Raw genomic sequence first — 18,505 nt, 5'->3', positions numbered from 1 at the left:
ACTCCATCAGAAGATCGGCTCACGTCGGGCCGGTCTTGTTCAACAAGCGGAGCTCACGGCATGGACCCGTTGCAACCCTCACAATGCGCAAACATGGAGGACATCCGACACGAAATCGATGCCCTCGACCAGGCGGTCATCACGCTGCTGGGCAAGCGCTATCAATACGTGCTCGCGGCCTCGAAATTCAAGACATCGGCAACTTCGGTGCAGGCACCGAAGCGTTTAAAGGCCATGTTGGCGAGACGACGCGAGTGGGCCGAGGCCGAAGGCTTGAGCCCGGATGCCATCGAGAAGATGTACAGCGACCTGGTGCATCACTTCATTGCCGAAGAGCTGAAACACTGGGCGGCTCATCAAGCCAACCCCTGACCACCAAACCCGCTTTGGTGGCGAGGGAGTTTGCTCCCACTGGGCTGCGCAGCAGCCCCAAACCGACCACCACGTTTCGCCAGACAGACCGCAGGCACCGGTTTTACGACGGCTCTGCCGCCGAGCGGGAGCAAGCTCCCTCGCCACAAGGGTTGCCTGCTCCCACGGATCACTGCGTGCTAGGCATTCACCTCCGGTTCCACCAGCGCCGCCAACACCAACGGGTGCAGGGCAGCGTCCGGATGTTTCTTCTCCCATGCCAGCAAGTCCCGGCGCATGCCCGGCGTCCAGAAGCTCTTGATGTGCTGGCGCACGCCATTCACCGCCAATGTATGATCCGGCTCGCTGGCGAAATACTGGGCGATCTGGTTGGCCATCTTTATCAAGCTGTCAGAGCTCATCGACGCACCTCCGCTTTCTCGGCATGGCGACGTTCCCTGAGCAAGCGGCTTTGTTCATCACTGAACGCCTGATAACGCTTCTGCCATTCCGAAGGCTGGCTGACCCGCACGATCTCGACCGCGGTCACCTTGTATTCCGGGCAGTTGGTGGCCCAGTCGGAGTTGTCGGTGGTGATCACGTTGGCGCCCGATTCAGGGAAGTGGAACGTGGTGTAGACCACGCCCGGAGCCACCCGCTCGGTCACCTTCGCACGCAGCACCGTCTGCCCGGCGCGACTGCCGATACCCACCCAGTCTTCGTCGACGATCCCGCGGTTCTCGGCGTCGGTTGGGTGAATCTCCAACCGGTCCTCCTCGTGCCAGGCCACGTTGTCGGTGCGTCGGGTCTGGGCGCCAACGTTGTACTGGCTGAGGATGCGTCCGGTGGTCAGCAGCAGTGGATAGCGGCTGTTGACCTTTTCCTCGGTGGGCACGTAGCCGGTGAGCATGAAACGGCCCTTGCCACGTACGAACTGGTCGATGTGCATGGTCGGCGTACCGTCCGGCGCGGCATCGTTGCAAGGCCATTGCAGGCTGCCGTGACGATCCAGTTCGGCGTAGCTGACGCGGCTGAAAGTCGGCGTCAGGCGGGCGATTTCATCCATGATTTGCGAAGGATGGTTGTAGTGCATCTTGTAGCCCAGGGCGTCGGCCAGGGCGATGGTGGCCTCCCAGTCGGCCTTGCCGGCCAGTGGATCCATCACCTTGCGAACGCGGGAGATGCGACGTTCAGCGTTGGTGAAGGTGCCGTCCTTCTCAAGGAACGAGCTGCCCGGCAGGAACACGTGGGCAAACTTGGCCGTCTCGTTGAGGAAGATGTCCTGGACAATCACGCATTCCAAAGCGGACAGCGCGGCCGTCACATGCTGGGTATTGGGGTCGCTCTGGGCGATGTCCTCGCCTTGGCAATAAAGCGCCTTGAAGGTGCCGTCCAGCGCGGCCTCGAACATGTTCGGAATACGCAGGCCCGGGTCGGGTTGCAGGGTCACGTTCCACGCCTGTTCGAACTGGGCGCGTACGGTTTCGTTGGAAACGTGCCGGTAGCCGGGCAGTTCGTGGGGGAACGAACCCATGTCGCAGGAGCCCTGGACGTTGTTCTGTCCACGCAGCGGGTTCACCCCGACACCTTCGCGACCGATGTTGCCGGTGGCCATGGCCAGGTTGGCAATGCCCATGACCGAGGTGCTGCCCTGGCTGTGTTCGGTGACGCCAAGACCGTAGTAGATGGCGGCGTTGCCGCCGGTGGCGTAGAGCCGTGCCGCGGCGCGGATCTGCTCGGCAGGCACGCCACACACCGGGCCCAGGACGTCGGGGGAGTTTTCCGGCTGGCTGACGAAATCGCGCCAGCGCGCGAAGTCCGCCGCCTCGCAGCGCGCGTCGACAAAAGGCTGGTCAATCAAGCCTTCGGTGGCAATCACATGGCCCAACGCGTTGAGCATGGCCACGTTGGTGCCCGGACGCAGTTGCAAGTGCAGCTCGGCACGGGCGTGAGGCGAATCCACCAAGTCGATGCGCCGCGGGTCGATGACGATCAGCCGTGCGCCCTGGCGCAGGCGGCGCTTGAGCTGGGAGCCGAACACCGGGTGCGCGTCAGTCGGGTTGGCGCCCATCACCAGGATGACGTCGGCTTTCATCACCGAGTCGAAATTCTGGGTGCCGGCGGACTCGCCCAAGGTCTGCTTGAGACCATAACCGGTGGGCGAATGGCACACACGGGCGCAGGTGTCGACGTTGTTGTTGCCGAACGCGGTGCGCACCAGTTTCTGCACCAGGTAGGTTTCTTCGTTGGTGCAGCGGCTGGAGGTGATGCCGCCGATGGAGTCACGTCCGTACTTCAGTTGGATGCGGCGCAGCTCGCTGGCGGCGTAGGTGACCGCCTCATCCCAACTGACTTCCTGCCATGGGTCGTTGATGTGCTTGCGGATCATCGGCTTGGTGATGCGGTCCGGGTGCGTGGCGTAGCCCCAGGCGAAGCGGCCCTTGACGCAGGAGTGGCCATGGTTGGCCTGGCCATTCTTGTCCGGAACCATGCGCACCAGTTGTTCGCCTTTCATCTCGGCGCGGAACGAGCAACCCACGCCGCAGTAGGCGCACGTGGTAATGACGCTACGCTCCGGCTGGCCGATCTCCACGACGCTCTTGTCGATCAGGGTCGCCGTCGGGCACGCCTGCACGCAGGCGCCGCAGGAAACGCACTCGGAATCGAGGAAGTTGTCACCGCCGGCCGCTTCCACCCGGGAATCGAAGCCGCGTCCGGTAATCGTCAGGGCGAAGGTGCCCTGGATTTCCTCGCAGGCACGCACGCAGCGGTTGCAGACGATGCACTTGCTCGGGTCGTAGTCGAAATACGGGTTGGAAACGTCCTTGGCCTCAGCCAGGTGGTTGGCGCCTTCGTAGCCGTAGCGCACTTCGCGCAGGCCCACCTGCCCCGCCACGGTCTGCAATTCGCAGTTGCCATTGGCCGGGCATGTCAGGCAGTCCAGCGGGTGGTCGGAAATGTACAGCTCCATGACGTTGCGCCGCAGCGTGGCGAGCTTGGAGGTTTGCGTGCGCACCACCATGCCTTCGGTTACCGGCGTGGTGCAGGACGCGGGATAGCCGCGCATGCCGTCGATCTCCACCAGGCACATGCGGCAGGAACCGAACGCCTCCAGGCTGTCGGTGGCGCAGAGTTTGGGGATGGTGGTGCCGAGCAAGGCCGCGGCACGCATGACCGAAGTGCCGGAGGCGACGCTGATTTCACGCCCGTCGATGGTCAGGCTGACCTGCACGTCGCTTTCACGCGCCGGGGTGCCCAGGTCGATATCGCTGCTGGGATCGAAGATGTTGATCATTGGTCGGCCTCCGTGGTCGCCAGACCGAAGTCGGCGGGGAAATGCTTGAGGGCGCTGGCGACAGGGTAGGAAGTCATCCCACCGAGGGCACAGAGCGAACCGTATTGCAGGGTGTCGCACAGATCCTGCAACAGCAGGGCCTGTTCCTGACGAGCACCGGCTTCGGTGCTGGCGATCAAGCGATCCACCACTTCCACCCCACGGGTGGAGCCGATCCGGCACGGCGTGCACTTGCCGCAGGATTCCTCGGCGCAGAACTGCAAGGCGAACCGGGCCATCTGGGCCATGTCCAGGCTGTCGTCGGCGACCACCACACCGCCGTGGCCAAGCATCGCGCCCATGGCGGCGAACGCCTCGTAGTCCAGCGGCGTATCGAATTGCGAAGGCGGCACCCAGGCCCCCAACGGCCCACCCACTTGCGCGGCTTTCAGGGGCCGACCGCTGGCGGTACCGCCGCCGTAGCCTTCCACCAGTTCACGCAAGCTCAGGCCGAAGGCGCGCTCCACCAGACCGCCCTGACGGACGTTGCCGGCCAGTTGGAACGGCATCGTGCCCAGGGAACGACCCATGCCGAAGTCGCGATAGAACTGCGCGCCCTTCTCCAGGATGATCGGCACCGAGGCCAGGGTCACCACGTTGTGCACCAGCGTCGGCAGCCCGAACAGGCCTTGAATCGCTGGCAGTGGCGGCTTGGCGCGAACCGTGCCGCGCTTGCCCTCGAGGGATTCCAGCAGTGCGGTTTCTTCGCCACAGATATAGGCGCCGGCCCCGACACGAACCTCAATGTCGAAGGTGCGGCCGCTACCGCTCACGTTCGCCCCCAGATAGCCGGCGTCGCGAGCAATGCGCAACGCATCGTTCAGGGTACTGATGGCGGCCGGGTATTCCGAACGCACGTAGATGTAGCCCATCGTCGCGCCTACGGCGAGGCCGGCGATGATCATGCCTTCAATCAGCAGGAAGGGGTCGCCCTCCATCAACATACGGTCGGCGAAGGTGCCGGAGTCGCCTTCATCGGCGTTACACACCACATACTTCTGAGCACCCACGGCATCGCGCACCGTGCGCCACTTGATGCCCGCCGGGAACGCCGCACCGCCCCGACCGCGCAGGCCGGAATCCAGCACGCTGGCGACCACGTCAGCGCCATCCATCTGGATGGACCGGGCCAGGCCCAGGAAACCGCCCTGGGCACGGTAATCGTCCAGGGACAGCGGTTGTGTGATGCCGGCGCGCGCGAACAGCAGGCGCTGCTGGCTCTTGAGATAGGGAATCTCCTCCACCGGCCCCAGGGCCAGCGGATGGCTGCCAGGATCGCCTGCCAGCGCATCCAGCAGGCCCGGCACATCGGCCGGTGTGACAGGGCCAAAGCCCAACCGGACGCCGGCGCTTTCAAGCTCCACCAGCGGTTCCAGCCAATAGAGGCCACGGGAACTGGTGCGCAACACCGTCAACGGCAGTTGTCGACGCTCAGCCTCAAGGGCCAACGCATCGGCCACCTTGTCCGCGCCCACGGCACGGGCTACCGAATCGCGGGGGATACAGAGCGTCAGCATGCGCCCTCCTCCCTGCAATCATTAACCAACTGACGCAGACGCTCAGGCGTGATCCGCGCATGCAACTCCCCGTCCAGCTCCAGGGCCGGCGAACAGACGCAGGCGCCCAGGCAATAGACCGGCCGCAGGCTGATGCTTCCATCGGCGCTGGTACCGTGATCGTCCAGCGCCAATTGCTCGCGCAACTGCGCAGCCAGGGTCTCGGCGCCCATGCTCTTGCAGGACTCGGCCCGGCACAGGCGCAGGGTATGGCGCGCCGGCGGCGTGGTGCGGAAATCGTGGTAGAAGCTGATGACCCCGCGCACTTCAGCCTGGCTGAGGTTGAGGGCGTGGGCGATCTCCGGGACGGCGCTGTCGGGGACATACCCGCAGCCTGCCTGGATGGCATGGAGAATAGGCAGCAAGGCACCGGGGGTGTCCTTTTCGCGCGCAAGCACGCTGTGGATCAAAGGCAGGTGAAGCGTCTCATCGGGCATAAACGTACCTCGGCATCTCGAACGACACCACCGCATAGCGGCAGCCGTCCGGAGTCTTGGCTGCGGCGTCCGGCCCACGTCACGGTCGCGTGGCACATCCGATCGCCATTCTCGCTCTCCGGCCAGGTGTCTTTGGCGCACCTGATCCGGGGCATCCTCACAGCTTGCCACTCCCGGGGGTTGGCGATTGCACATGGACGACGAAACGTGTTCTGAAAGCGACTAGGCGTGAAAAGTTGCCCTGCGTCCGCGGGAAGTCAAATACACAAGTGAGTGTAGGCGACCCGCAGCGATCGGTGGCTATTGGTCGTTTTCCTGACTGGCAGCGTGGCGAGTGCTTTGTTGGATCACAACACAAGGTTACAAACACACTATATATGTATCGTTTTCACAGCGTCGCACCAAGAGATCATCAAGGGAGTTTAAAACCTAAAAAACCGCAAGGACGCCCAATGTTGCCCAAAATACTCGCCTCATACTCTCTGTCACTCTCACTGCTTGCCGCTAGCTTTAACACAACAGCAGAGGAATATTATTGGCATATTCAACCGGAAGCTTGGGATTGGCAGGGACCACAAAAAAATCATCTATCCCCAGAACTAGCCTGTCGATTTCTGCACGAAAACACTGAGTACGAAATGTATGAATACGGCTCTGCCACTCCCACCTCAAGGGAAAACCAATGGACCTGTAACCTTTTCTATGGTGACGGGCCCGATGACAATCTAGCCATATCGATATACCGGCATGGCAACTCATGCGAAGGCGGGAAAGCTTTTAATAACTTCACCGAACAATGCGAAGCCCAAGGGGTGGACAACAGCTGCCCTTCAAGCCTAACGGGAAATCCGATAAATTTCGCAACAGGCTATAAAATACAACTCGAAAATGACTACTCTGTATCGAACTCACATTCATCTTTAAATCCACTCGAGTTTTCAAAGTCCTACAGAAGCGCCGATGGAATATGGCGACATGGTTATTCATCCAGACTAAGTTTCGAAGAGAACCTGATCACGCTTATTCATCATAATGGAAACCTCTCCTATTTCGAAAAGGAAGGTGCGTCGTATAAGGGTAAACCACCAGAAACGGGCAAGCTCACCCGCCTGTCAAACCGCTGGAGCTATCATGCCTCCAACAATCACGTACTTGAGTTTGACAGCGACGGAAGGCTCATAGCGCTCATCAAATCGGGTATCGCACTAAACATCACATACTTAAATACCATTGCAACTGTCACTGACGGCTTTGGCAACACCTTAACGTTTACCGAGGACGCAAAGAAGCAACCTCTTACCGTCACAGCGAACAACGTAAACATTAGCTACACCTACAATGATTACAAACAGCTTACTTCGATGATCAAAAACCATCCAAACCATACAGAAAACAAACAATACCTTTATCAAGACCCCAACGACCGCAGACTGCTGACCGGCATTATCGATGAACGCGGGGTACGTTACGCCACATGGACCTATGATGAACAAGGACGCGCCATTTCAAGTGAGCACGCTGCTGGAGCTGAAAAAGTCCTGGTCAACTACAACAGTGATGGATCGTCCACGGTCACTAACGCGTTGGGCAAGCAGACGCACTATCAATTTGAATTGAGTCAAGGCATCAAACGCATCAAATCCATTACAGGTTTTCCATCGGCCAACTGTCCCGATAGCAACTCAACTTTCACCTACGACACCCGCGGTCTGCTGACAACAAAAACAGATAACAAAGGCAATATAACCACCTATCTCCACAACGACCGTGGCCTGGAAACCTCTCGCACGGAAGCGAGCGGCACTCCTCAAGCGAGAACAATCACCACCGAATGGCACCCGACGTTGTATTCCCCAGTGCGCATCAACGAACCGGATCGCTCCATTCAATACACCTACGACACTCAAGGGCGCCAGCTCAGTAAAACAATAATCTCACGTTAATTCAGAAGGATCTGAATATGAACATATTGACATGCAGGGTTGCTCTGCTCACTCTCGCTTTCGGTGGAACCATTACCACCCTTCCCCTTTGCCAAGCTGCCGAACGTGGCTGGTCGTTCACCTACAATACCCAGGGGCTGCTGGAGTCGTCAGATGGGCCCCGAACAGATGTAAGTGACATTACCCGCTATGAATACGATGCCAAAGGACATCTGGCACGCATTATCAACGCGCTCGGCCACACCACCAGACTTTCCAACTTTGATGTCGCCGGCAATCCTAAGACAGTTGTCGATCCCAATGGTGTTATTACAAACCTGACCTATGCACCACAAGGCTGGGTGAAATCGCTGAGTAACGCTACCGGCACAGTTCGCCTTGAACACAATGCCGTGGGCGACATCACCAAGATAATTCGCGCAGACAATAGCTGGTCGGCTTACACCTGGGACGACGCAAGGCGGCTCATTCGAGTGAGCAATAACGCAGGGGAACAGATCGAATTTGATCTCGACCCGATGGGGAACCGGACTGCGGTAAGGATCAAGGACAAGACCGGTCATCTGACCAGACAACATCAATGGGTGTATGACGAACTGGGTCGCTTGCTGCGTTCAGTGGGTGCTGCCGGCCAGACAAGCCGGACCCAGTACGACCTTAACGATAATCCGATCATGCTGACCAACCCCCGCAATCACAGCCATCAACGGGCCTTTGACTCATTGAACCGATGGGTGACGAATACTGACCCGCTCAATGGCATCACTCAACTTGAGTACGACGTTCAAGATAACCTCACGCAAGTCCGCGACCCACGTGGTGCAACCACTCAATATCAATACGACGGCCTGGGAAACCTGACGCGGGTGAACAGCCCTGACAGCGGCGCCACTGACTACCAATACGATGCCGCAGGCAACGTGACGCAACAGGTGGACGCGCGTGGGGTGGTCACGACTTTTACCTACGATGCGCTCAATCGCCTGACCGCCCGCCGCTATCCGACGAACCCGGCACTGGACGTTCAGTTCCACTACGATTCGATTGCCGCCGGTAACAAAGGCATTGGCCGACTGACAGCCGTGGAGGACGTCAACGGGGAGCTGAATTACACCTACGACGCCCAAGGCAACGTTACAGCCCAGCGGCAAACAGCGCCTGCAAACACAGCCACTCAGCCAGAACAAATCGGCTATGGATACGATGTCGCCAATCGGTTGAGCAGGATCGACTATCCAACAGGTTTCAGCATCGTTTACTCGCGCAACACCACAGGACAAATCAGCCAAGTACAAATTCGGCGCGGTACGGGGCAGCCGACCGCGTTCGCCAGCAACATCACGTATCAACCTTTTGGTCCGCTTAAAAACCTGACCTGGGCCAACGAGACTACGCTTCAACGTACCTTCGATCTGGACTACCGGCTGACCGCTCAAACCGTTGCAGGCCAGAGTAACGCCTATACCTACGACGGCCAGGGAAACATGACTCAAATGCAACGCGACTCAGTCGACTACCATGGCTACAGCTATGACCCGCTGGATCGCCTGGTGGGAGAATCTACTGCTTTCAACCGGATGACTTACGTTTATGATCCCGCGGGTAACCGCACCCGAAAAGCGCTCAGCACGTTGATTGACGGCGAGTTGCGTGTCACCGCTGGCACGTCTTATCAGTATGGGGCGAGCAACAATCGGTTGACGCAGGCAGGCACCCACTCGGTAGACTTCGACGCGGCAGGCAACCTGACCGCAGACCGCGCCAATCGTCAGTTTTCCTATGACGAGCAGAATCGCCTGAGCAAAGTGAAAATCAAGGGTGCTGTCAAGGCTCGGTTCCGCTACAACGCTTTCGGCCAACGAACCAAAAAAATCACCTCTCAAGGCACTACAACATTTATCTACGGGTTGAGTGGCGAACTTCTTGGCGAGCACGTATTCGATAACCAAGGCAAGAAGCTGAGAAGTCAGTTTTATATCTGGCTCGAAGGGGTGCCCTTGGGCGGGATCAGTGTGAGCTACGGTGCAACGGGCGCGCCAGCAAACAGCGCCGCGTTCTACCTCCATAGCGACCACCTCAACACACCGCGGATCGCAACGAACGCGGCGCGAACAAAGATATGGGAGTGGGTTTCCGATGCATTTGGTACAAAGGAAGCCAGCGGACAACTGGAAATCAACCTACGCTTTCCCGGTCAGTACTACGATGTTGAGACTGGACTCCACTATAACTATTTCCGTGATTACGACCCGAAAACTGGACGCTACATGCAGAGCGATCCGATTGGTTTGGCGGGAGGGCTTAACACCTACAGTTATGTAAATGTCAACCCGCTGAAATACGTTGACCCGTTAGGCTTGGAATCTATTTTTGAGTGGTCCGCAAAAGCTGAAACCGAAGCGCAAAATAGTAAATTGCCTGGCATGCACAATGGGCCTCAAGATGCGTATAGACATTGTGTTGCATCCTGCATGATTGCCTCATCGAACTGGGGAGAAACAGTAAGTCAGTTAGCAGGCTGGGCAAATGAGATATCAAATTTCGGGCAAAATCCCAGCGAAAGGGCCATGGATGACTTTAACAACCAAGCGGGCATATGCGCAGCCAAGGGCAACAACCCTCCTGAAAACTGCCCCCAAAACTGCATGACATTTCTTAACAATGGAATCTTAAGGACAGAGGCAAGCTCTGAAGGTGCATACTATTAATACCATTCTTAAACTGTCGAAAACATCAGCAGCACTGATTGCTCTGGTGACTGTGGTTTTTGCTACCGTTGGACTCAGATACCAAGAACCCGTGAACATTGAACGTGTTTGCGAGGACTCTCCACCTCTGCTAATAAACAACGTCAATAGCTGCAGCTTTGTTGATCAGACTTTGAGCTTCCTTGAAACGGAAGGCTACAAGCCTGTAATTCTAGAAAACTTAGAAAAAAACAGTGGTCTTCTGCGAAAAAAATTCTCTTTAAAAACATTTGAAGTACCCAACTACAAAATAGATAACAGCACCGCCCCTGCGCAATTCAGCTTTATAAACGGACGATTATTTGCCATATCCTACTTTCCGAAAGCATCAGACACCGTATTCGAAAGGCATCCAGCAAGTAAATCCGAGACGCTGACTGTAAAACACCTGACCAACCACCAGGGATTGAAATACATATCATGGTCAAACAATCACCTTGAAACCTATATCACTTGGTGGATATCGAGATTCTCATGAGGGCTAGCACGTGAGTTACTAAACGTTACGGCTTGCCCCAAGCCGTAACGTTTCTTTAGAGGTATTTGAGCGCCCGGTTTAAAGCGATTACTTGAAAGCCGTACCCGTGAATCAGCGCTGCCTGAACGAGCAAGACATACGCCGGATCCGCTTATTTGAACCGGCACTCGTCCTTAATGGGCTTGGCGCAATGCGTTGGCAACCAACGTAAATGCAGGCGAAGGTTGCCGCCGGCTGGGATAGTACAAATAGTAGCCTGAAAACGGTGGGCACCAATCTTCCAGCACGCGCACCAGCCGGCCTTCTTGCAGGTACGGTTCAAACTCTTCTTCTGGCAGGTAGGCAACGCCCAGCCCGGCCACTGCCGCCTGCAGGATATGGGTCGACGTATTGAAAATCAGTTGGCCGTCCACTCGCACGTTCACCTGTTTGCCTCGACGCTCAAAGTCCCAGACATAGAACCCGTCTGATGTTTGCATGCGCTGGTTGATACACCGATGGCTCATCAGATCGTGGAGGGCCTTGGGAATGGCGTGGGCAGCGAAGTACGCTTGCGAAGCGACGACAGCCATCCGCAATGGAGGGCCTCGCACCCCGCGCGGTGAGTTCACGCCATCGAGCTCGTCCAAAGACCTGACCACGCACCCGACGCTGACAAGCAACATCAAGTTCATGAATTTTTATCTCCTCAATGACATCGAGACCATTTCGCCTCATCCGATGTTATTCATTGCTGGCGCCGATGCGCACTCCAGGGAGTTCAGCGAGGAGGCTTACAAACTCGCCGGTCAACCCAAGGAACTTGTCATCATTCCTGGGGCAGGCCATGTCGATCTTTATGATCGGGTCAACCTCATTCCGTTCGATAAGCTGACGAGCTTCTTCCAGAGCAATCTGAGATGACAAGGGACGGGAAAGTGGTCAAGAGCGGTTTCGTCCCGGCAGCATCCGGACGAGGGTATTGTCACGCACCCAGTAGTGATGAAACAGCCCCGCCACCGCATGCAGGCCGATGAGCCAGTAGCCGCTGCTGCCAAGCAATTCGTGCCAATACTTGAGCTGTTTGGCCAAATCGGGATCCACCGCCACGGGAGCCGGCAAGAAGAACCCGAAGTACGGCACGGGCTTACCGCCGGCGGCCAGCATCAACCAGGCCAGTACGGGTGTCGCGATCATCAGGCCATACAGGGCCGCATGCATCAGGTGGGAAACACCCGTCTGCCAGGCTGGCGGCGCGGGTGTGATGGGCGGGCGTGGTGTCAGGCGCCCGAACAGACGAACCCAAACCAGCGCAAAGATGCTCAGCCCGAAGAGCCCGTGCAACCCCAGGAACAGGCTTCGCCCGGCGCTGCCACGGGGCAACAAACCCTTGATCTCGATACAGGCATACACACCGACGAACAGTGCCAGCATCAACCAGTGCAGGGTGATCGACAGTTTTCCATAACGGTTTACGGCAACATCGCGGGTCATGACACGCCTCGTGAAAGTCTGACGGCTGGCGACTCATTCGCCAGCCTCGATCCGGTCGCTGGAACCGATGCTGCCAATTTGCAGGCAAAGTCTTAAGGCAGTCTGAAGACCGACATTTCAAGAAGTTTTTTACCTTCAAACTTCGGCGATCCGCTTAGAGGCCCCAAATAACTCGATCATTATCGAGCACCGCGTGAAGTCCATAGCCAAGTCAGGAAAAAGCCTGGAAAAACGGAAAGCTGATACCATCCGGGAAATTGACATGCTGAGCAGAACACCATGAATCGCCGCAAGAAAATAAACCAGTTATTGAAGGTTAACGCCAAAAAAGCCAGTGCCAAGCTCGCACCCAAAAACAAGACTCAATACATCAGCAAAGCCGACCGACTGAAACTGGCGGCTGAAGCCAGCGACGCCCCCATCACGCCGCCGGAAAGCTGATCCACGTCGCTGAAGTTCCATCCTCAGGCCGTTTTGCACGTTAACCAGGCGCTCCAGAAAAGACTGCTGAAGAACCGGGTAGCACTGCCGAATCCTGCATCACTCAACAGTTTTTGAACCGCAGCCTCGGAATGTGGAGGATCGGCGCCTTGAAGAATCTTGCCAAGCTTGACCGTCACTTCTTCCGGGCTGGCGCCATGCTGTCGCCACCGTTGCCCCCAGGCCGCAAGGAGTAACGGTTGACTGGCATACGCATATTGGTTCCCGGCGACAATCAGCGGCGCCCCCGGCTTTAGATGAGCCTGGATGGACCGCAATATTTTCGACTTGGCTTCATCCCCGTCGAGATGATGGAGTACACCGATCAAGGTGGCAGCATCGTACGATCCATTGGCTACCAGGTCTTCAACATGCCCAAGATGCATGGCGGTTCTTCCGAGCAAGTTGTTTGCGGCTAATTGCTGCTTCGCGGCCTCCAGCATAGGCTCGGAGGGGTCGATGGCAGTGAAGCGCCAACCCGGCTCCAGCTTGGCCATTGCAATGATCTCTTGCGCCGTACCGCCGGCGCCCACCACCAGTATTTTCGCCGAGCCCACGTTCCCAAGGGTCGCCGCCAGCATGCACGCCGCCAGGTCCTGGCAGGCGTCGTATCCAGCGAGCGCAATGCGGCTCTGCCGGCCGTACTCGTTGGCTCGTGAGGTATCAAATTTTTCCGCTGAATTAAACGAGGATGATTTCAAAGCGCAGTTCTCCATGTGCTGAAATCAGGCTACGCCTCGCTTACGAATAATAAAAATTCATTAATTTTATGCAAACCATTCCCGTAGGGAATATCGGTTCCCATCGGCAGCGTTTTGCGCGGTCAGTCAATTGCGACTTGCGATAAACATATGGAAATACGAATATGCTTTTTTCCATATGTTCTGGACCGAATTGGAGCTGTGTAATGACTGAGTTCTCCAGCGAAACCCCGCATGACTTCCCAAACCTTGACCTGTCACTCTTCGACGTACCCACAGCGGAAAAACTCGCAAAGGGCGCAGAACCAGAACATAAACCGCGCATACTTTTGCTGTATGGATCAACCCGCGAGCGCTCTTTCAGTCAGTTGCTGACCCGCGAAGCGGCGCGCCTGCTGGAGCTCATGGGTGCCGAAACCGCGATCTTCGACCCCTCCGGGCTGCCATTGCCGGACGATGCGCCCGTCGATCACCCCAAGGTGCAGGAACTGCGCGACCTGGTGATGTGGTCGGAAGGCCAGGTCTGGTGCTCGCCAGAACGCCACGGCTCGATGTCGGCGGTGTTCAAGGCACAGATCGACTGGATCCCGCTCGCGCTGGGCGCGCTTCGTCCCTCCCAAGGCAAGACATTGGCGGTGATGCAGGTATGCGGCGGCTCACAATCCTTCAACACGGTGAACCAACTTCGTGTGCTGGGGCGTTGGATGCGCATGGTCACGATCCCCAATCAATCCTCCGTCCCCAAAGCCTTCCTTGAGTTCGACGAAGTCGGGCGCATGAAGCCATCTCCCTATTACGACCGGGTCGTCGATGTCATGGAGGAACTGATGAAGTTCACCTTGCTGGTGCGCGGCAGAGAAACCTATTTGGTCGACCGCTACTCCGAGCGCAAGGAAAGCGCCGAAGCGCTCTCCAAACGCGTTAACCAGAGGTCTATCTAGGTGCAGCGATAGTGAAGGTTCTTCGGTGTGTGCTGTAGGAATTCAACGAACGTACGCTGCTTTCACATCGGCCTCGTTCTGAAGGGCAGCTACGGCCAATGAAGCAATCCAGACCACCGAAACCCCGTAATTGAGTCGCTGGTACAGACCGAACAAGTGACCGTCGGCCAATGCCGCCGCCATCAGCATAACCGTCACGATGGCCAGGACTACGCAGATCGCCGAGAACATGGCGAACCTGGCAGATGAAAGCAGCGCCTTGCCAAGGAACGTCCACAGCACACCCGCCAGGGTAAGCGAGATGAACATCATCAGCCCCGCAAGATTATGACTCTGTTGCGAGACCGACGGTTGAATCGGCTCGCAGCCTTGATCGCAGGAAAAATAGCCGGCCGTAAAGCTTGCCAAGCCATGGATGAGAATCAGTACCGCACTAAACAAGGCCATCGGCGATGCCTTGAACCGTCTCGCCACGCCTATTGCGAAAAGCAGGAACATCACACCCAGCGGAAAATTGTTCACCCAAGCAGAGAAGCTGTGGGTTGGCGCTCCAATGGCACCTAGTTGGCTCATGGCTTGATCCAGATGGCTGTAGCCTGGATAGGCCCGCGCAGTCAGCGTCACCCCCAAAAACAGCCAGAATGGAATCAATATTCCGCAGCCTAGGAAAGCACGATCAATGGTTTTCATATTGTGACACTCCGTGTCGTTGTGATGTCCGGTTGTGGGGTGATGTGAAATCTGACATTGATTCAAGCATCCACCCGCTCAATCCAGAACAGGACGCAGGAAACTACGCTCATAACTCAGAATGAATCGTTGTTCCGTCGCCTGGGTCACTAATTCAACGCACGCTGGATCCTGTTCGGCTTTCCTTCGATAGTTTTCGTAGTCGGCCAGGCTGGCAAAGCTGAACAGGCAGTAGGCGATGTTGTTGGCGCCTTCGGCGGGGAGAAAGTAGCCATGATGGACGCCCCCCATTCGGGTCACCACTTCGATCCATTGGCGCGAGTAGCTCTCGAAAGCTGGGATCTGGTAGGGGTCAATGACATACCTGACATGGCAAGTAATCATGGGCTCAATCCTTTGAAAACTAAAAAAAACGGATTCTACACAGGATACGAGGCATGTCGTCGATGATTGCCATTGGCCGAACAACTTCTTCGCTCGCTCCCTCTCATCACCCGGGTCAGTACTCCCCTGCCATGATCGAGCGCTCAAAAAACAAATGCGGCGCTTGCTATCGCAGTGCCTGACGCCTGCGATCAATCATCAACCCGGATCGAAACACCATGGATGAACGCCAAGCAACCATCAAGAACAAGATCCACGCCGTGGTGACGAGCGGCGAATCCGACGAGATTACCTATCGGTCAGAGTGGCTCGGTTACCTGCCCTTCCCGGTTTTCCGATGGGTTGAATATCAGGGTGAAAGCTTTTCCAGCGATTTCCCCTTTGATTGGACCCTTGAGGATCTGGCGAGTCTTGAGTGCACAGGGTTCTTGGAAACACTGGAAGCTTATGAAAACCCGGAAGACAGTTTTGATCGGGATATCAGGTATCGCGTTCATGTTGGGCGCGTGTAACGCTTGGCTGGAAAAATGAACAATTCAAGGAAAGGACATGGGCATTCTTGATCGCTTGTTCGGCGGCCGCTTTACGCTGCCGCCACCGGAGGAAACGACTGTCAGCGACGCGGCGATTATGCGGGAGCTGCATCCCTATCGCTCCGAGCTCAAGGCATTTGCCCAAGCCATATTGGCCCGCATGCCGGAAAACGAGCGCACCAGGCTGGTTCGGCGCGTGCTGCGCCTATACGGCTCGGGCCAGGAGCCAGTCTCGGCACTGGTGGAAGGATTGCTGGATACAGACCGGGGCCAGAAGCTCGAACACTTGGCTTTGCTCGGCGTCGACTGGAAAGGCTTTGATGGTTTCGAATATCTGGCGCCTTACCTGGTGAGCGCTAGCGGAGTGAAAGAGGCTTACACCTATCGGCGCCAGGGCACGCTATCGATGCCGGAGACGCTGGCCAGTTTTGACCAGTGGCTGGCGGCATTCGACAAACGCTACCTGCACCTGGACTCTGGTGGCGACGAATATGTGGGATTCATCGCCTATACCGACCAGGTTGAAGCCATGATCGAGCTCGGGCGGCAAGCAGGTGTTGAAGTACGCCTCGATAGCTTCTGAACGAAGAGGCGTCATCGCTGGATAACGTCATCCCGCTGAACAAAGCGAGCAAGGTAACAGTCGGAGCAACAAGACCCTCGGCAAAGAAACCTGGCTCATGCCCCTACGATCCGCTGCCCTCGCTACGTTGTTCTCTTTGGCTGCCAGCGCGGCGGTCGCAGTGCCTGAACCGCTGCGCCTGGAAAGCCTGAAACGCTGCGGCGACCTGCTGCAAAGCCAGCGCCAGGATTGGTGCCTGACCGTGCGCGGACTGGGCAACGCAACGCCGCAACTGAAACTGGGCGCAAAGGTGATACCGGCAGACACGATCCAACGCGAAGGGGACAACCTGCGCTTGCGCCTGGACAGCGCCGACTACCAGAGCGGCCCGCTCTCGCTGCAGGACGGCCCACGCGCCAGCAATGCCGCCTGGCTGACGTTGCGCAACAGTCACGTACTGGCCGCCGGAGCGGACGAAGTAGCGAAGAACATGGATGGCCTGACCACCTACATCGACCTGGTCAGCGTGCTGATCGAGGAAGACCGTGACGGCCGTCAGGAAGCCGAGCGCCTGGCCCGCAGGTATGGGGCAACGGTGGTCGGCAGCATCGCGCCGCTGAACCTGTACCAACTTCGCCTGCCGGCCAAGGACCTGGTGCAGCGTGACGCCCTGGTGTTGCGCCTGGGCAGCGAGACCAGCGTGGACGCCGTGGTCATCGAAGAGTCCTCGGCCGAAGAAACCGAGCAAGCCGCAGCCCATCCTGAAGAACCGAAGAAGCCTGCCCTGGACTCCGATGAGTGGGCCGCGAATCGCTTCCTCGACGCGGTGAATTATTACCAACGACGCATTCCCGCACGACAGCCGCCCATCCAGCTGCAACCGGTGCGCATCGGCCTGATCGAGCGTGATGTGGATTTCGACACGACGGACTTCGCAGACTACCTCGGCGCCTGCTCACCGCCGCGCACCTGTGTCTACGCCCGCGATGCAGACAAGCCGGACAACCATGGCACAACCGTCGCCGGCATTCTCGCCGCGCGCTGGGACGACAACGGCAACACTGGTTTTCTCCGTGGCCTGGACAAAGCCAGCGGTGGCTTCGAGGTCATCGTCGAGCGTAATTCCGATGCCGGGATCACCGCCAATATCGCCGCCTCCGTCAACCTCGTGGAAGACGGTGTGCGCGTGCTCAACTGGAGCTGGGGCATCCACCGCGTCGGTGCCAAAGACATCAAAGGCGATGACGTCGACTCGCTGCTGCGCTCGGGCATCGCCATGGGCGGGTACGAGGAGTTGCTGGAGGAATTCTTCCTCTGGCTGCGCAAGGAACATCCCGACGTCATCGTGGTGAACTCCGCCGGCAATGGCGCTTCGTTCTCGGGCAGCGACGAATACCGCCTGCCCTCCTCCTTCATCACCGAACAATTGCTGGTGGTCGGCGGGCACCAGCTCAGCGAGCATACCGACGTCGCCGTCGACGACCCGGCCTATGCAGTCAAGCGCAGTTCCTCGAACATCGACATGCGCGTCGACATCACCGCCGCCGCATGCGCCCACGCCTCGACGACCAACGCCGACCAGCAAAGCGCAGTGCATTGCGGCACGTCCTACGCCACGCCCATGGTCGCAGGCCTGCTGGCGGCGATGCTGTCCATCAACCCGCAACTGCACCCCGAGCAACTGCGCATGCTGCTACGCCGCAGCGCCATGACCATCGGCGACAACCACGACTTCGAACAGATGGACGCCGAAGACCTCACCGCGCCCATCCTGCCGTCGGAGCGTCGCTATCAACTCAACGACAAAGACGTCGGCCGCTCAGCGCGGCTGGACATGCAAAAGGCCCTGGACCTGGCCGCACAAAGCCGCGACCGCGTGCGTTGAAAGCCTAGGT

The 18,505-nt window shown here is 57.8% G+C and carries 17 protein-coding genes and 2 pseudogenes; 10 read left to right on the top strand and 9 right to left on the bottom strand.

Annotated features, from left to right (window positions below):
- Positions 1-60: 60 nt before the first annotated feature.
- Complete coding sequence (locus BLT00_RS03710; RefSeq protein ID WP_092141588.1) at positions 61-372, top strand: isochorismate lyase; 312 nt, start codon at positions 61-63, stop codon at positions 370-372.
- Positions 373-551: 179 nt separating this feature from the next.
- Here BLT00_RS03710 and BLT00_RS03705 read toward each other — a convergent pair whose 3' ends face one another.
- The 4 genes from BLT00_RS03705 to BLT00_RS03690 are packed head-to-tail and all read right to left on the bottom strand — an operon-like array spanning position 552 to position 5,678.
- Complete coding sequence (locus BLT00_RS03705; RefSeq protein WP_092141591.1) at positions 552-773, bottom strand: formate dehydrogenase subunit delta; 222 nt, start codon at positions 771-773, stop codon at positions 552-554.
- On the bottom strand, positions 770-3,646 hold the full coding sequence (fdhF, locus tag BLT00_RS03700) for a formate dehydrogenase subunit alpha (RefSeq protein ID WP_092141594.1): 2,877 nt from the start codon (positions 3,644-3,646) through the stop codon (positions 770-772). Before fdhF ends, BLT00_RS03705 begins: the two co-directional genes overlap by 4 nt.
- Entirely contained in the window at positions 3,643-5,202 is a 1,560-nt protein-coding gene (locus BLT00_RS03695) for a formate dehydrogenase beta subunit (protein WP_092141598.1), read from the bottom strand. Before BLT00_RS03695 ends, fdhF begins: the two co-directional genes overlap by 4 nt.
- A complete protein-coding gene (locus tag BLT00_RS03690) occupies positions 5,196-5,678 on the bottom strand; it encodes a formate dehydrogenase subunit gamma (RefSeq protein ID WP_063321514.1) in 483 nt (160 codons plus the stop codon). Before BLT00_RS03690 ends, BLT00_RS03695 begins: the two co-directional genes overlap by 7 nt.
- Before the next feature lie 296 nt (positions 5,679-5,974).
- Between BLT00_RS03690 and BLT00_RS03685 the strand changes: the two genes are divergently transcribed.
- The 3 genes from BLT00_RS03685 to BLT00_RS30705 are packed head-to-tail and all read left to right on the top strand — an operon-like array spanning position 5,975 to position 10,846.
- On the top strand, positions 5,975-7,621 hold the full coding sequence (locus BLT00_RS03685; RefSeq protein WP_256572746.1) for a DUF6531 domain-containing protein: 1,647 nt from the start codon (positions 5,975-5,977) through the stop codon (positions 7,619-7,621).
- Between the two features lie 17 nt (positions 7,622-7,638).
- Positions 7,639-10,329 (top strand): RHS repeat-associated core domain-containing protein, encoded by a 2,691-nt coding sequence (locus tag BLT00_RS03680; protein ID WP_092141604.1) that lies wholly within the window; start codon positions 7,639-7,641, stop codon positions 10,327-10,329.
- Positions 10,316-10,846 (top strand): hypothetical protein, encoded by a 531-nt coding sequence (locus BLT00_RS30705; RefSeq protein WP_139197642.1) that lies wholly within the window; start codon positions 10,316-10,318, stop codon positions 10,844-10,846. The genes BLT00_RS03680 and BLT00_RS30705 overlap by 14 nt, the downstream gene beginning before the upstream one ends.
- A gap of 173 nt (positions 10,847-11,019) precedes the next feature.
- Here the strand turns inward: BLT00_RS30705 and BLT00_RS03675 are convergent.
- A pseudogene (locus BLT00_RS03675) lies at positions 11,020-11,433 on the bottom strand (LysR substrate-binding domain-containing protein); the annotation flags it as partial.
- 1 nt (position 11,434) lies between these two features.
- Between BLT00_RS03675 and BLT00_RS03670 the strand changes: the two are divergent.
- Positions 11,435-11,749: pseudogene (locus tag BLT00_RS03670) on the top strand (alpha/beta hydrolase); the annotation flags it as partial.
- Positions 11,750-11,767: 18 nt separating this feature from the next.
- Here BLT00_RS03670 and BLT00_RS03665 read toward each other — a convergent pair.
- The gene (locus BLT00_RS03665) at positions 11,768-12,319 is read right to left on the bottom strand and encodes a cytochrome b (RefSeq protein ID WP_092141607.1); all 552 of its coding nucleotides are present in this window, start codon (positions 12,317-12,319) and stop codon (positions 11,768-11,770) included.
- Between the two features lie 279 nt (positions 12,320-12,598).
- On the opposite strand from BLT00_RS03665, the gene BLT00_RS03660 reads away from it, so the two are divergent.
- On the top strand, positions 12,599-12,760 hold the full coding sequence (locus tag BLT00_RS03660; protein WP_092141610.1) for a DUF2986 domain-containing protein: 162 nt from the start codon (positions 12,599-12,601) through the stop codon (positions 12,758-12,760).
- Positions 12,761-12,783: 23 nt separating this feature from the next.
- On the opposite strand, the gene BLT00_RS03655 is transcribed toward BLT00_RS03660, so the two are convergent.
- Entirely contained in the window at positions 12,784-13,500 is a 717-nt protein-coding gene (locus BLT00_RS03655; RefSeq protein WP_092142706.1) for a class I SAM-dependent methyltransferase, read from the bottom strand.
- A gap of 206 nt (positions 13,501-13,706) precedes the next feature.
- On the opposite strand from BLT00_RS03655, the gene arsH reads away from it, so the two are divergent.
- Positions 13,707-14,441, top strand: a complete 735-nt coding sequence (gene arsH, locus BLT00_RS03650; protein WP_092141613.1) for an arsenical resistance protein ArsH — start codon at positions 13,707-13,709, stop codon at positions 14,439-14,441.
- Positions 14,442-14,483: 42 nt separating this feature from the next.
- Here the strand turns inward: arsH and BLT00_RS03645 are convergent, their stop codons facing one another.
- Together BLT00_RS03645 and BLT00_RS03640 are read right to left on the bottom strand one after the other, a co-directional pair.
- Entirely contained in the window at positions 14,484-15,131 is a 648-nt protein-coding gene (locus BLT00_RS03645) for a DUF998 domain-containing protein (protein ID WP_092141616.1), read from the bottom strand.
- 78 nt (positions 15,132-15,209) lie between these two features.
- Positions 15,210-15,515 carry an NIPSNAP family protein gene (locus BLT00_RS03640; protein ID WP_039011797.1) on the bottom strand — a complete coding sequence of 102 codons (306 nt, stop codon included), beginning with the start codon at positions 15,513-15,515 and terminating at the stop codon, positions 15,210-15,212.
- 218 nt (positions 15,516-15,733) lie between these two features.
- Between BLT00_RS03640 and BLT00_RS03635 the strand changes: the two genes are divergently transcribed.
- The 3 genes from BLT00_RS03635 (at position 15,734) to BLT00_RS03625 (ending at position 18,495) form a co-directional block, all read left to right on the top strand.
- Positions 15,734-16,027 (top strand): hypothetical protein, encoded by a 294-nt coding sequence (locus BLT00_RS03635; protein ID WP_063321519.1) that lies wholly within the window; start codon positions 15,734-15,736, stop codon positions 16,025-16,027.
- A 37-nt stretch (positions 16,028-16,064) separates the two neighbouring features.
- The gene (locus BLT00_RS03630) at positions 16,065-16,631 is read left to right on the top strand and encodes a DUF6630 family protein (protein ID WP_092141618.1); all 567 of its coding nucleotides are present in this window, start codon (positions 16,065-16,067) and stop codon (positions 16,629-16,631) included.
- Positions 16,632-16,728: 97 nt separating this feature from the next.
- On the top strand, positions 16,729-18,495 hold the full coding sequence (locus tag BLT00_RS03625; protein ID WP_092141622.1) for a S8/S53 family peptidase: 1,767 nt from the start codon (positions 16,729-16,731) through the stop codon (positions 18,493-18,495).
- Positions 18,496-18,505: the final 10 nt, after the last annotated feature.

This window comes from Pseudomonas sp. NFACC51, from assembly GCF_900103575.1.
GTDB lineage: Bacteria > Pseudomonadota > Gammaproteobacteria > Pseudomonadales > Pseudomonadaceae > Aquipseudomonas > Aquipseudomonas fluorescens_Q.
This window is presented reverse-complemented; position numbering and strand designations above follow the sequence as displayed.

What these genes read in the sequence shown, in the direction of transcription:
- BLT00_RS03710 (WP_092141588.1), top strand. Translation starts at nt 61, where the DNA reads ATGGACCCGTTGCAACCCTCACAATGCGCAAACATGGAGGACATCCGA.
- BLT00_RS03705 (WP_092141591.1), bottom strand. Translation starts at nt 773, where the DNA reads ATGAGCTCTGACAGCTTGATAAAGATGGCCAACCAGATCGCCCAGTAT.
- fdhF (WP_092141594.1), bottom strand. Translation starts at nt 3,646, where the DNA reads ATGATCAACATCTTCGATCCCAGCAGCGATATCGACCTGGGCACCCCG.
- BLT00_RS03695 (WP_092141598.1), bottom strand. Translation starts at nt 5,202, where the DNA reads ATGCTGACGCTCTGTATCCCCCGCGATTCGGTAGCCCGTGCCGTGGGC.
- BLT00_RS03690 (WP_063321514.1), bottom strand. Translation starts at nt 5,678, where the DNA reads ATGCCCGATGAGACGCTTCACCTGCCTTTGATCCACAGCGTGCTTGCG.
- BLT00_RS03680 (WP_092141604.1), top strand. Translation starts at nt 7,639, where the DNA reads ATGAACATATTGACATGCAGGGTTGCTCTGCTCACTCTCGCTTTCGGT.
- BLT00_RS03665 (WP_092141607.1), bottom strand. Translation starts at nt 12,319, where the DNA reads ATGACCCGCGATGTTGCCGTAAACCGTTATGGAAAACTGTCGATCACC.
- BLT00_RS03660 (WP_092141610.1), top strand. Translation starts at nt 12,599, where the DNA reads ATGAATCGCCGCAAGAAAATAAACCAGTTATTGAAGGTTAACGCCAAA.
- arsH (WP_092141613.1), top strand. Translation starts at nt 13,707, where the DNA reads ATGACTGAGTTCTCCAGCGAAACCCCGCATGACTTCCCAAACCTTGAC.
- BLT00_RS03645 (WP_092141616.1), bottom strand. Translation starts at nt 15,131, where the DNA reads ATGAAAACCATTGATCGTGCTTTCCTAGGCTGCGGAATATTGATTCCA.
- BLT00_RS03640 (WP_039011797.1), bottom strand. Translation starts at nt 15,515, where the DNA reads ATGATTACTTGCCATGTCAGGTATGTCATTGACCCCTACCAGATCCCA.
- BLT00_RS03635 (WP_063321519.1), top strand. Translation starts at nt 15,734, where the DNA reads ATGGATGAACGCCAAGCAACCATCAAGAACAAGATCCACGCCGTGGTG.
- BLT00_RS03630 (WP_092141618.1), top strand. Translation starts at nt 16,065, where the DNA reads ATGGGCATTCTTGATCGCTTGTTCGGCGGCCGCTTTACGCTGCCGCCA.
- BLT00_RS03625 (WP_092141622.1), top strand. Translation starts at nt 16,729, where the DNA reads ATGCCCCTACGATCCGCTGCCCTCGCTACGTTGTTCTCTTTGGCTGCC.